The sequence below is a fragment of the Leptospira broomii serovar Hurstbridge str. 5399 genome (genome assembly GCF_000243715.2).
Classification (GTDB): Bacteria; Spirochaetota; Leptospiria; order Leptospirales; family Leptospiraceae; genus Leptospira_B; species Leptospira_B broomii.
This window is the reverse complement of the sequence record NZ_AHMO02000004.1, coordinates 108877-122241: the sequence shown is the minus strand read 5'-3', so window position 1 is coordinate 122241 and position 13365 is coordinate 108877. Positions and strand designations below refer to the sequence as shown.

The window sequence follows — 13365 nt, the reverse complement described above, 5'->3', positions numbered from 1 at the left end:
TAAACGAGAGAAAGAGTGAAGAATCGCATGAAAAAGACGGTTCTCGTAACTCTACTATTTCTAGTTGTCGGCAGTCTTTTGGGGAACGACGACGTAAAATACCTGACCAAGTCCTATAGTTTGGAAAAAATCAGACGCATCTTCCGAGAGCGTCACCCGACCACCGAATCCGAAGTTTATGCGATGGTCCGTTTTCATGAAACCCATCCAGACGGCGACGGAAACTCAAGATATCGATATTTAGTTTCCTTACTAAAAGGCAAAATGGTCGCGGGGGTCGGTCGAGACGATCTTTTAGAAGTGACCGGCAATCCTCTACCTTCTACAAGCGCAATAACAAAGGTCGCATATTGGAAATTGTATGAGGAAATGGCAAAACGAAAAGCCCTTTCCTCGGGAGAATTAATAACCTATCTCAAAAAATTTCCTCAGCAATACGATCCGATCTACAGGAACTCAGTCTCCGAAATTTTAAAAATTCTCTACGAAACCAATCAATTTAAAGAGGCTAAAGAATACGCGGAGTCTTTTGCCGAGAAAGACCGACGGGAATATTTCGGAACGATGGCAAACTATCGCTACGGAAAAGCACTGTATAAATTCGGTGAGTTCCAAAAAGGGGAAGCGATTCTGTACGGATTGATGGAAGACGCGAATACCCCCGCCTACACGAAAAAGGATATCTTCACGGATTTAAAAACCTGGAAAGGGGAATCATTCTACCGATCTCTTTCCCCGGAAAAAGGAGTTCATTTTCTACCTTTCCTTTCTGCGGGCGATCGAAAATCGTATCTTTCCTCTCATTCCAATTTCGGTTCCGTCCAGTTCGAAAAGCCGGAAAGTTTTAAAGCCGCTGCGAGAACCCTAGTCCTGTATCAACCGGAACGCATTCCTTCCTTCCTTTCCAGATACAAAGGATTCGCTAACTCCAATTCCGACTTTACCGCGGCAATGTCCCGGGAACTCTCCAATCAAAGTCTAGGCGCTCAGGCTCTAAAAATCTTGGAAGACCTCTCTCTCTCTTCCACCGATGAGGTCGAATATGCGTATGCTAGAGCTTATAAGAAATTAGGAAATCGGGATAAATATTTTTCACGCCTTCTTGCTTCTTTGGAACGCAATCCTTATAACTTAACTCGTCAAGACGAACTAATCGATCTAATCACCGGAGACCAAGCTCATTTTTTAGAGGATGCTTATTGGAAGGAAGCGTTACGAAGAATTCCGAATCTTCCCGTAAAAGGGAGACTAGTCTATTGGTATCTTCGAAATCTTAAGAACAAGGGCAAATCGGATGAACTTAGAGATTGGTTAAAATCGTATTATCGTTCCATTCCCGGTTCCTATTATACGAGGGTGATAAGAGAAGAATTTTCCGGCGAGATTTCGCAAATTTCGCAACCGGAAAGTCCGTTACGAAATAAGGAGAGCTTGTTCGAATATCTTTCGCTCACTGCAGGAGATCCTAAATTCGCAGGTAAAATCGTGGGACGGGATTTGGAATTCGCTTATTTCCCGGAAGCATTTCAACTAGATGCGCGAATAGACTCGGCTCACAGTAGAATCCGAGGCAATCATCTTCTACAAAATGCCCGGGAATATTTGGAGATCGGTGAGATGGTCTACGCTACCTCCCTAGTCGATAAGTACAAATCCCAAAACGGAATCGGAGAAGATGAAAGAGATGAAATTTTAGCCGCTTTAGGGGAAGCCACCGGAAATCAATATTTAACGGTTTTCCATATTCGTAATTTAATGAAAAAGCAACGGATTCCGGACGACGTAATTCTCCTCCCCTCCAAACTCGCTTCCAGAATTTACCCCCGCCCTCATCGGGATTTAGTGACGAAATATTCCCAATCCTTCGGCATCGACGAAGACATAGTGTATGCTGTTATGAGACAGGAATCCTTTTTTAAGGAAAATGCCGTCTCGGTCTCCAACGCTCGCGGACTGATGCAAATTATGGGTGCGACTGGAAAAGGATTGGCGCAAGGTTTAGGATTAGGCCCATATTCGCTCTTTGATCCGGAAATTTCCGTACAGATGGGCGCGAGATTCCTGAAATATCTTTTATCCAGTAACGAAAACGACTTAAAGTGGGCTTCCATAGCTTATAACGGCGGCCCGGGTAATTTGAGAAAATGGAAACGGAATCACTATCGAGGAGACTTTAATCATTTTCTGGAAGAACTTCCGATCAAAGAGCCGCGTGATTATTGCAGAATCGTAACGTCCAACTATTACAATTATCAGACTCTAAGGCAGTACAAGAACCGCTAAACCGAAGTTTATCTTTCCCTTTTTTTGGATTGTCTAGAATTTCCGATTCATAGGATAGTATTTACGGAAAGTTCCGAATCCGAAAAAGTCTTAAAGTCGACATGCCGGGTTCTATACCGAGGATTTGCTTTCGCATTTCGTCGGATCCGTTGCATTCGACTGCCGTACTTAATAGATACATTACCCAGGAGAAAAAAATGGCAAACACCGCAATCCTCAAAATCGATGGAAAGGAATATGAACTTCCCATCATTGTCGGGTCCGAAAACGAGAAAGCGATCGATATTTCCAAACTTAGGCAACAGACCGGCTATATTACCCTGGATAACGGCTATCTGAATACCGGCGCTTGCACGAGCGCGGTCACTTTCCTGGATGGAGAACTCGGAATATTAAGATACCGTGGTATTCCGATTGAACAGCTTGCTGAACAATCCACGTTTACAGAAGTAGCGTACTTACTCATCTACGGACATTTGCCGAACGAAGCCGACCTTCAGAAATGGAATCAGGAACTGACGATGCATACTCTGATTCACGAAGATCTAAAACGTCTTTATAACGGGTTTCCTAAAGACGGTCATCCGATGGCGATCATGTCCTCGATGATCGGATCCCTATCGACTTATTATCAGGATTCCTATGATCCGGAAAACCCGGAGCATCGTCACATTTCGATGATCCGTCTTTTGGCGAAATTTCCGACAATTGCGGCCTTCGCATATAAGAAATCGTTGGGACAGCCGACGATTCATCCTTTGAATCATCTGGATTATTGCGGAAATTTCTTGAACATGATGTTCTCCGTCCCGAGCGAAGAATATTATATCGACCCTGAAATCGTAAAAGCTTTGAATCTGCTTTTAATCCTGCACGCAGACCACGAGCAAAATTGTTCGACTTCGACCGTCAGGTTGGTCGGTTCTTCATTAGCGAATCTTTATGGAGCTATTTCAGCCGGAATCTGCGCGCTCTGGGGACCTCGACACGGAGGAGCAAACCAGGAAGTTTTAGAAATGCTTTTGGAAATTAAGGCATCAGGACTTCCTGTTAAAAAAATCGTAGAAAAAGCGAAGGACAAAAACGACGCTTTCCGTCTTTCCGGTTTTGGTCACAGAGTTTATAAGAACTTCGATCCGAGAGCTAAGATCATTAAGAAAGCTTGCGATTCGGTACTGACTCGTCTTGGAGTGAAAGATCCTCTACTGGATATCGCTAAAGAATTGGAGGAAGCGGCTCTAAACGATCCGTATTTCGTCGAAAGAAAACTTTATCCTAATGTGGACTTTTACAGCGGCATCATTTACCGCGCCTTAGGAATTCCGGTGAATATGTTTACGGTGATGTTCGCGATGGGTCGTCTTCCAGGCTGGATCGCTCAATGGAAGGAAATGATAGAATCACCTGACATGAAGATCGGCCGCCCTCGTCAAATTTATGTCGGCCCGACGGACACCGGCTACGATCAGGCAAAGAAAAAAGCCTAATTTGTTCGGAGCCTCAATCGACAAAGTCGATCCGAAGAATCCCTCCGTCGTTCACGGGGGGATTCTTTTTTTGCCTATTCTCAGATAAATATCTTCGATTAAAAACTTCCCTTAACATTGTTTCATCAAGTGCGTCGTTATCAGCTCAATAAATCTTCCGAAGCGATTTTACGTTCAGGACATCCATGGATATTAACGGGAAATATTTCTTCCGCAGCCTCCATATTCAAAGACGGGGATTGGTTACGATTAGTATCCGGAACAAACGAAGTCTTAGGATTCGGTATATACTCCGCTTCAGGACCTATAGGAATACGGATTTTACAGAGAGGAAAAGAATTCTCTCTCGAAACACTTCGCAAAATTCTATTAAGTGCATTAGAAAAACGAAAACAACTACGATCCGTTACGGACGCGTATAGAATTTTACACGGAGAAAACGATGAGATTCCCGGAATCACCGTGGATAAATATGCGAATACTTGGGTGGTGCAGGTTTATTCCAAAAGTTTATACCGGCTTGCAAGATTAGTAATGCGCTTATTGTATTCCGCGTCGGATATTGTCGACGAGCCCAAGCCCGCAAGGATACTTTTGATTTCGCCCCATAGGACCGGAGATGCACCGTCGTCTGTCCCCCGTTTTCTACGAGGAAGCTCCGACCTTCCGTTCGAAGAGAAAATCTTCATGAAGAACCTTGAATTTAAGGCTAAGATCCCCGGCCAGAAAGGCGGTCTATTCTTGGATGTTCGGAATTTGAGGATGACTTTGTTGGAAAGGAAAGAGTTGGCTCAAGACAGAAACTGCCTACATCTGTTTTGTCATACCGGTTTAACCTCGCTCTGTATGCAGGCTGCCGGCGCTCAATCAATCGTTTCTATCGACGGCTCGAGAGAATCCCTGTTGGAATTTGCATCGCAACTGACCGAGGTTGCACCTGGAAATGCTTTCGAACACAAGAATGTCAAGGTATCAATCGGTATTCATGAGCTCATTAGAGCCGATCTTTTTAAAGCCTGGGATTTTCTAGAACACCGGAAATTTGAACTCATAGTTTTGGATCCGCCGAATCTCGCACCGACTCAGGCCTCCATACCTTCCGCAAGGAAAGCATATCGAGCATTCATTGCAAAATCCTTAGAACATCTGGAGCCGGGCGGAGATCTTGTGCTTCTCTCCTGTTCGGGAAGGATTCCGGAACAGGAATTTGAAAAGATTGGCCGAGAAACTATAGCGTCTCAAGGATGGAATTATAGGAATTTAGTTCGACTATCTCCTGAACCGGATCATCCGATTCGCAAGGAGTTCCCCGAAGGTAGATACTTCAAAGTTCATTTATATCTAAATGTTAATCGACTAAAGTCATACACGAGTACTGAATGAAACGAGCAATATCCAGCGGCACCTACGAACTTATAGATTCGGGTAATTTTAAGAAACTCGAACAGATTGGGCCGTACAAAATCATTCGCCCATCCCCCGTTAGCGCCTGGCCACCGACTAAGATCGCTCTCTGGAAAGATGCCGATGGAGAATACTATAGAAGCGATAAGGGAGGCGGAAATTGGAAATGGGCGGACATGCCCGAGGATGAATTCTTCGTGGAGATCGATGATTTGTCCGTAAAGATTCGATTCACTCCGTTCGGTCATCTCGGACTGTTTGCGGAACAAAGGCAAAACTGGAATAGGATTCGAAATTTTTCTTCGCAACTTTCCGGTAACGGAGAGGTTTTAAATTTATTCGCCTATTCCGGGCTTTCTACTCTTTCAGTATTGGCGGGAGGAATGGATGCTTGCCACCTCGATGCATCCAAAGGAATGGTCGAATGGGCTAAGGAGAATGCGGTAGCGTCCGGATTGGCGAATAAGAAAGTACGATGGATGGTGGAAGACGTACTTAAATTTCTAGGACGCGAAATCCGCAGAAAGAAAAAGTATGCAGGATTTATTTTAGATCCGCCTACGTTCGGAAGAGGAGCCAGCGGTGAAGTTTTTAAAATCGAACGAGATCTTCCGGAGATGATGGACCTCCTCATGCAACTCTGCGATTCAAAACCGGAATTCGTAGTTTTAACCTGCCATTCGGCTGGATTCAGTCCGCTTGCCTTACGAAGAATATTGGAAGGAAGAATTCGAAGCAAAGGAAATTATCTTACCGAAGAACTTTCCATACAAGAAACCACGGGAAGGATTTATCCGGCCGGCTCCAATTGCATCTTCTACTCCGAGAGGTTGGAACTTTGACGGGAAAACGGTACTATCTCGAGATCACCAGCTTCTCAAACGAGAAATTGAAATATATAGCCGGACTCAAGGAAAAAAAGAATAGGGAAAAAGCGGACGCATTCTTTATCGAAGGCTATCGGGAAATTTCCAGAGCCTTTACCTCGGGCAAATTAAAATTCGAATATATACTCACCTGCCCCGAATGCTATTTAGGAGAAAACGAAGATGCATTAGTGGAATCCTTACAAGCAAAGACAATCATCGTTCCTAAACAAATTTTCGAAAAGATTTCGTATCGAGATCGACCGGACGGCCTAATCGCAACTGCCTTCTTACCGGACTTTTCGCTCCCAGAAACAATTCCCTTTAACGGTTCGCCGATTTTAGTCGTCGAAGGCGTGGAGAAACCCGGAAATTTAGGTACGATCCTTAGGACTGCGGAAGGCGCCGGCTTTAACACGGTTTTAGTTGCGGATCCCAAACTGGATTTACTGAACCCGAACGTGATTCGTTCTTCAACCGGAACCTTATTTACTTTAAACGTTTATCAAGCTTTAATCCAGGATTTATACCCTGCTTTAAAGAAAGAGGGATATAAGATAGTAGCCGTTACGCCGGAAGCGAAATCCATCTATTGGGACTCCGACTTACAAGGTAAGATAGCTTTAGTATTCGGGAGTGAACAATACGGATTAAGCGAATTTGCTAGATCAAAAAGCGATCTCTACATCTCGTTGCCGATGAAAGGTCATGCCGACAGTTTAAATCTGGCCATGTCCGCCGGAATTTTAATGTACGAAGTATTAAGGCAAAACAAATAAAAATGGCAAAAGTCCGCTTACTAGTCTATTTGAGTAGTCACGGTTTCGGGCATATAAGCCGGTCCCTTGAAGCGATTTCTTTTTTGCTCGCAAATCATGCCAACTGGTCTGCAACGATCGTTTCTGAACGAGCGGAAGATTTTTCGCTTACTTTAAATAAAAACGAATCTTGGCTTCGATCTTCGGATAGAATCGAATTTCGAAAGGCGAAAACGGATGTTGGTATCGTTCAAAGAGATTCTCTCGGAATGGATTTGTCTGCGACCGAAAAGGAGATCGAGCTATTTCGTTCTCAAAAAGAAATGTGGCTCGAAACGGAATATTCACACTCGCAAAAAGGCGCGTACGATCTCATTTGGTCCGATGCCGCGTCCCTTCCGTTTGCAGTTTCCTCTAAATCAAAAATCCCGTCTATTTTCCTAGGTAATTTTACTTGGGACTTCGTTTATTCACACTATAAGCGACCTATTTTTTCCCGGTTTGCCGAAGAAATTCGGAACGAATATGCGCTCTGTGAGCTCGCGCTTATTCTTCCTTTTTCCTGCCCGACAACATCTTTGAAAAACAAGAGAGAGATCGGATTACTAGGTCGAAAACCGAAGCTATCCAAGGAAGAAGCGCGGCGACAATTCGGCTTTGAGAAGGATGTCGAATATTATCTGTTCTCCTTTGGAGCTTACGGAATCGATCCCGATAGGTTTTCGTGGCAAGATTGGAACCCTGCAAGAAAACGGATCGTGATCAGCGGCACCGAACTGAAGGGACCTGCCCCCAATTCTCTAGGAGTAGTTTCAGTTCCTCCTTGCCACTATCCCGATTTAATTAAGGCCTGCGATTTCGTATTAACGAAACCGGGATACGGAATCTTAAGCGAAACTCTATTGGCAAATACCCGCGTTTTGTACACCGATCGAGGTGATTTTCCGGAATATCCGTTTTTGGTCGAAGCTCTGAACAGGAATTTTTACTCTTCGTTTATCAGTCACGAAGATCTATACAATTTCAACTGGGAAGAAGCCTCCTTAAAGGCAGGTAATAAGCGACCCGAAATCGAGCCCCGTTTACAAAAAAACGGAGCGATAGATATCGATCAAGCGATCGAAGAACTTCTATCTTAAATATATAAGTATTATAATATTCACTAATTGTAATTCCATAATTAGCAACCCGAATACTCAACTTAGCGAATCGTTAAGGCATGTTGGAGCTCCCACAAAATTTCGCGCACAAAAAATACTTGAAATTTTTTCAAACCCGTGATAAATGCGCAACTGCCGCCTGCAGGGCCGGGTACCACCGCACCGGCCCCCACCCAGTAGGGTGGGGCCCGCCATACAGTGATACTTCCGCTTACGAATCGCGTTTGTCGGAATTCGCGCAAACGAACGTTCCGCTTCATCCAGTTTGGATTTCCTTGAAATTCTTTAAAACATTCCTCACAACCGGATAAGCCTGTCCCATCGGGTTCGGGGACCGGTTAAGTTGACACCGAGTTCGCCCCCAAATGCTGAAATATTGGGAAACTTCAACTTTTAAGAAATCCGATTCAAGTCGAAAAAAGAAAATAAGACGGCCGCATAGCGGCCGTCTCTTCTACTCTTACGCTAATTGACTGAATTACTTAGGAACGACTTTCACGAAATACTTTTTAGAATCTTCCCAACTCTTAAGAATCTCGTCCGACAATTCAGAACCGGTAAGTTTCGTATGCTCAGTAATTAAGGTTTTGATAGCATCGTTATCTTCGTGTTCCAATTCAACGATCTTAACATATTCCTTATTCAGTAACGGCTCGAGTTCCCAACCTTTCTGGAAGAAGTAAGCTTTTCCTCCAGTCATACCGGCGCCCATATTCTTGCCGACGGTTCCGAGGCAAACTACGGTTCCGCTAGTCATATATTCCAAGAAATGATCTCCCGCTCCTCCGACAACTGCATCCGCACCGGAGTTTCTGACTCCGAAACGTTCCCCTGCACGACCTGAGCAGAATAGTTTTCCGGAAGTAGCACCGTATAAGCAGGTATTACCTATGATTACGTTTTCATAGGCTTTCAGTTTGGAACGACGATGCTTGCGAATTGCGATCGTTCCTCCGCAAAGCCCTTTTCCGACATAGTCATTTGCGTCGCCGTGCAGCGTAATTTGAACGCCTTTTGCCAACCAGGCCCCCAAAGATTGTCCCGCAGTCCCTTCTAGGATCACTTCGAGTTTACCTGGAAGACCTTTTGAGCCGTACTTCCGGGAAATGATACCGGAAACTTTCGCTCCTACCGTACGATTCGTATTTCTTATGGAATACGAGAGAGACATGGAAGTTTTTCCTTCGAGCGCAGGCTCAGCGTCCTTAATGATTCTATCGTCTAGGACTTCTCCGACAGGCTCTCTTCTTTCCAGACGATTTTTCTTCTTCGCAGGATCGTAGAGGAGAGGAAGGCGAACTAATATCGGATTGAGATCCAACGAGTCCAAACGGTCCTGCTCGTAGCGAGTGATCTGTTTAAGGAGATCAGTACGGCCGACGATTTCGTCCATTGAATGGAAACCTAGTTTCGCTAAGTATTCCCTAACTTCCATAGCGAGTAAGGTCATAAGGTTCGCGACTTGGTCCGGAGATCCTTTATACTTAGCTCTGAATTTAGGATCTTGAGTCGCGATTCCGGTAGGGCAGTTATTTAAATGGCATTTGCGTGCCATGATGCAACCGAGAGCTACAAGGGATGCGGTTCCGATTCCATATTCTTCCGCTCCTAAACAAGCCGCGATGACCACGTCCCGACCCGAAACGATTCCTCCGTCTGTGCGGAGAACGACCCTATCTCTAAGTCCGTTCATTACAAGAACTTGATGCGCTTCGGAAAGTCCCAATTCCCATGGAGATCCCGCATGCTTAATCGAAGTCAAGGCTGCAGCCCCGGTTCCACCGACATGTCCGGAAATCAGAATGATGTCCGCATTCGCTTTCGCGACCCCGGCTGCAATCGTGCCGACCCCGGCTTCCGAAACCAGTTTAACTGAAACTTGAGCCTTATGATTAGCTTGTTTCAAATCGTAAATCAACTGAGACAAGTCTTCAATCGAGTAAATATCGTGGTGAGGAGGAGGAGAAATCAAATCGATACCCATTGGGGTATGGCGATTAGTCGCAATTTCCTCGTTATTTTTCTTTCCTGGAAGCTGTCCGCCTTCTCCCGGCTTTGCTCCTTGTGCGATTTTGATCTCTAGCTCTTGCGCAGAGTTCAGATATTCTGAAGTAACGCCGAAACGTCCCGAAGCGACCTGCTTGATGGAAGAGTTCGCAAGGTCTCCCTTGGAATCCACGACATATCGAGAAGGATTCTCACCGCCTTCTCCCGAAGAGGATTTGGAGCCCAATCGATTCATCGCGACAGCGAGATCGGTATGCGCCTCGATGGACAATGCCCCGTGACTCATCCCGGGAGTTAAGAATCGTTTCTGAATTTCGGAAACGGTCTCCACTTCTTCGATTGGGATCGGTTTTCTTTCCACAAAATCGAATAGATCGCGGATATTAATAGGATCGCTTTCTCTCAGAATCTTGGAAGCTTCCAAGAATGAATCATAATCGTTATCGACGGCCGCTTTGCGGATGAACTTAACGACTTTCGGCGACCATCTATGAGGTTGATCGTCTTTCTCGGAAATGAAGTCCTCTGGATTGATTTCTTTGTAGAAAGCTTGGTCGTGATTCCTCAGAATATTTTGTTCGATACCGCCGATTCCGATTCCTGAAATTCTAGAGTAAGTTCCCGGAAAGTATTTCGAAATCAAAGTTCTGGAAAGACCGATAGCTTCGAATACCTGTCCGCCCACGTAAGAAGACATGATGGAAATTCCCATTTTGGACATGACTTTTAAAAGTCCGTCGTCCACTCCAGCCCGGTAATTCTTACAAAGTTCGGCTAGAGACGGACGTTTTCCGTCTTCGGAATCGAATTCTCCTCTTTCCCAAATATCGAAAAGAGTATCCCAAATTAAGTAGCTATTGACTCCGGAGGCACCGTAGCCAAGGAGAACGGCCACATTATGAATTTCAAATGCGGATCCGGTTTCCACGAGGATGCTCATAGTGGAACGTTTCTTGTTTCTGATCAAGTGATTGTGAACCGCTGCGACCGCCAATTCCATCGGGATCGGAGCACGTTCCTTATTCAATTTTTTATCTGAAAGAATCAGGATATTCACGCCTTCGTTAGCGGCCTTTACCGCATTTGCGAGAAGATTGTCCAAAGATCTTTCTAGATAATTAGAATCTGCGCCTGCTTCGTGATGAGCCTCGAACGTAGCATCTAGAGTAATGATTTTGTACTGCTTTCCGTCCTTTTCCCGAATTCTTTGGAGTCCGAGGTTAGTCAGATACGGATGCGAGAGCACGAGACAGTTTTGAGGTTTCTCGTTCCCGAACAAATTCATCTTCTTGATTAGGCGAGTGTAAAGAGAAGTAACTCCTTTCTCTCTCAAATAATCGATCGGAGGATTCGTAACCTGAGCGAATCGCTGACGGAAATACGTATATAAACCGATTCTAGAAAGCATCAAAATTGAGAGAGGAGTATCGTCTCCCATGGAGCCGATCGCTTCCTTACCGCTGAGGGCTTGGGGACGAATGACTACTTTTTGCTTATACGGAGAATATGCGAATAGGATTTGCCTCCTTCTCAGATCATCGCCCTTGTACGTAACTGCGCTAGCGATAGAATCGTCGATGGTTTGATCCAAATATTCCACGTTTTCTTTGGACCATTCGCGATAATCGTATTTTTTTTCGAAGAGCGCATTGATATCGTCGTTAAAGTAAACTTTGCCCTCTTTTAGATTAACGGCAAGCATCTCGCCGGGACCTAGACGCCCTTTTCTAGTGATGCTATCCTCGTCGATTTGTACGAGTCCTACTTCCGAACCCATTACGACAAGACCGTCTTCGGTCGTTACGTAACGTGCCGGCCTGAGCCCGTTACGGTCCAAACCGCCTCCGACCCAATCCCCTTCGGCAAAAGCCAACGCTGCCGGACCGTCCCAAGGCTCCGTTAGAGTATTATTATATTCGTAAAAAGATTTTAACGCCTCGGACATCTGGAAGTTTTTACTCCAGGCGTTCGGGATCAACATCGCCTTTGCATGAAGGACATCTTTTCCGGAACGTACGATCGCTTCCATCGCGTTATCAAGGCTAGCCGAATCGGACATATGCGGGCGGATGATCGGGTGGATCTCTTTTTGAGCGTCCCCCCATTTTTCGCACTCCAATTCCTCTTCTCTAGCGAGCATCCAGATCCTGTTTCCGACGATGGTATTAATCTCACCGTTATGGGCGAGAATCCGGAACGGTTGAGCCAACGCCCAACTCGGAAACGTATTCGTAGAATAGCGTTGGTGAAAAATACAATACGGAGATTCCATCTCGTCGCTTTTTAGATCTTCGTAGAATTGTGCTACTTGGTTTCCGTTAAAGAGTCCTTTAAAGACGATTCTCTCGGCTGAGAAGGAGCAGATATAGAAGTCTTCGCTCATCGATAATTTCTGAGCGTCGCGCATTACTTTTTTCTGAATTAAGAATAACTTAGTCTCGAAGTCCTCGTTGGACATTCCTTCCGGCTTTCCGATCAGTACCTGTTCGATTTGAGGACGGGAAGCGTTCGCTTTCGGTCCGAGAACTTCCGGATTTACGGGAACATATCTCCAAGCATAAAGCTTAAAGTTGAATTTCATCAAAGCGGATTCGATCAGGCTTCTACAAATATCCTGTTTGTCGATGTCTTCCCGCGGAAGGAAAACCATTCCTACACCTATGGAATCTTCGTCGGGACGACGGTGACCCATATCTTCGATATACTTAGCAAACAATTTTTTCGGGATCCGGAACATTACTCCTGCCCCGTCGCCGGTTTTCATATCGGCGTCTACGGCTCCACGGTGAGTCAGGCATCCAACTGCCTTCAGACCCATAGAAACAATGCGGTGACTGGATTCGCCTTTATATGATGCGACGAAACCTACTCCGCAGTTATCGTGCTCGAAGGATCTCTCATAGAGACCGCTCTCCTCCAAGTACTTTTGGATCCGCAATTGTTCGTCAAGTTTTAACATTCGCGAGGCGTCCTTTCGGGTAGATATGAATTCGAGGCATTGCGCGGACTTCATATGTGGTAAGGGGAACCCCTACTTTTTGCGCTCGAAGGCTGAATTTTCCGGCAAATTTTCGATTCTAAGACCAGTAAATTGGCAGTTGCTTATATTGAAAACGATCTTTTTGGCGGATTCCTCCGCGGAAAACAAGCAGTTAGTCTTCCGCAAACCGTTTTCAGAAATTCACTCAGAGTAACCTGACTCTCGAATTTTCTCGGCCAACGATTTGCGAAATTTCGCAGTTCTACTTTCGCACTTACTTTCGAAGGCTATGAAGCTTTGGTTTAGAACAGAGTGTGATGACGGTATTAAGGAATCACTTTCGTCGGTCCTGCAATTTTAGATTTGGCGATACTTAGGATCGACCTGCCTTTGCCTTCGGGCGGAAAGCTAAAGCAGCAG

The 13365-nt window shown here is 45.2% G+C and carries 8 protein-coding genes; 6 read left to right on the top strand and 2 right to left on the bottom strand.

What is annotated here, in order from left to right; genetic code table 11:
* Positions 1–27: 27 nt before the first annotated feature.
* The 6 genes from LEP1GSC050_RS00660 (at position 28) to LEP1GSC050_RS00635 (ending at position 7937) form a co-directional block, all read left to right on the top strand.
* Positions 28–2283: a lytic transglycosylase domain-containing protein gene (locus LEP1GSC050_RS00660; RefSeq protein WP_010569138.1), complete on the top strand. Its 2256-nt coding sequence runs from the start codon at positions 28–30 to the stop codon at positions 2281–2283.
* Positions 2284–2480: 197 nt separating this feature from the next.
* Entirely contained in the window at positions 2481–3770 is a 1290-nt protein-coding gene (locus LEP1GSC050_RS00655) for a citrate synthase (protein ID WP_020986988.1), read from the top strand.
* 117 nt (positions 3771–3887) lie between these two features.
* Complete coding sequence (locus LEP1GSC050_RS00650; RefSeq protein ID WP_010569137.1) at positions 3888–5153, top strand: class I SAM-dependent rRNA methyltransferase; 1266 nt, start codon at positions 3888–3890, stop codon at positions 5151–5153.
* A complete protein-coding gene (locus LEP1GSC050_RS00645; protein ID WP_010569136.1) occupies positions 5150–6016 on the top strand; it encodes a class I SAM-dependent methyltransferase in 867 nt (288 codons plus the stop codon). Before LEP1GSC050_RS00650 ends, LEP1GSC050_RS00645 begins: the two co-directional genes overlap by 4 nt.
* A complete protein-coding gene (locus LEP1GSC050_RS00640; protein ID WP_010569135.1) occupies positions 6013–6819 on the top strand; it encodes a TrmH family RNA methyltransferase in 807 nt (268 codons plus the stop codon). The genes LEP1GSC050_RS00645 and LEP1GSC050_RS00640 overlap by 4 nt, the downstream gene beginning before the upstream one ends.
* 2 nt (positions 6820–6821) lie before the next feature.
* Positions 6822–7937, top strand: coding sequence for a glycosyltransferase family protein (locus tag LEP1GSC050_RS00635; protein WP_010569134.1), 1116 nt, complete (start codon positions 6822–6824; stop codon positions 7935–7937).
* Between the two features lie 62 nt (positions 7938–7999).
* Here the strand turns inward: LEP1GSC050_RS00635 and LEP1GSC050_RS00630 are convergent, their stop codons facing one another.
* Together LEP1GSC050_RS00630 and gltB are read right to left on the bottom strand one after the other, a co-directional pair.
* Positions 8000–8218 (bottom strand): hypothetical protein, encoded by a 219-nt coding sequence (locus tag LEP1GSC050_RS00630; protein ID WP_010569133.1) that lies wholly within the window; start codon positions 8216–8218, stop codon positions 8000–8002.
* A gap of 218 nt (positions 8219–8436) precedes the next feature.
* Positions 8437–12924: a glutamate synthase large subunit gene (gltB, locus tag LEP1GSC050_RS00625; RefSeq protein WP_020986965.1), complete on the bottom strand. Its 4488-nt coding sequence runs from the start codon at positions 12922–12924 to the stop codon at positions 8437–8439.
* Between the last annotated feature and the right edge of the window lie 441 nt (positions 12925–13365).

Bases quoted from the DNA above. Each gene is read 5' to 3' on its own strand.
- LEP1GSC050_RS00635 (WP_010569134.1), top strand. From the start codon at position 6,822: ATGGCAAAAGTCCGCTTACTAGTCTATTTGAGTAGTCACGGTTTCGGG.
- gltB (WP_020986965.1), bottom strand. From the start codon at position 12,924: ATGTTAAAACTTGACGAACAATTGCGGATCCAAAAGTACTTGGAGGAG.
- LEP1GSC050_RS00655 (WP_020986988.1), top strand. From the start codon at position 2,481: ATGGCAAACACCGCAATCCTCAAAATCGATGGAAAGGAATATGAACTT.
- LEP1GSC050_RS00630 (WP_010569133.1), bottom strand. From the start codon at position 8,218: ATGAAGCGGAACGTTCGTTTGCGCGAATTCCGACAAACGCGATTCGTA.
- LEP1GSC050_RS00645 (WP_010569136.1), top strand. From the start codon at position 5,150: ATGAAACGAGCAATATCCAGCGGCACCTACGAACTTATAGATTCGGGT.
- LEP1GSC050_RS00660 (WP_010569138.1), top strand. From the start codon at position 28: ATGAAAAAGACGGTTCTCGTAACTCTACTATTTCTAGTTGTCGGCAGT.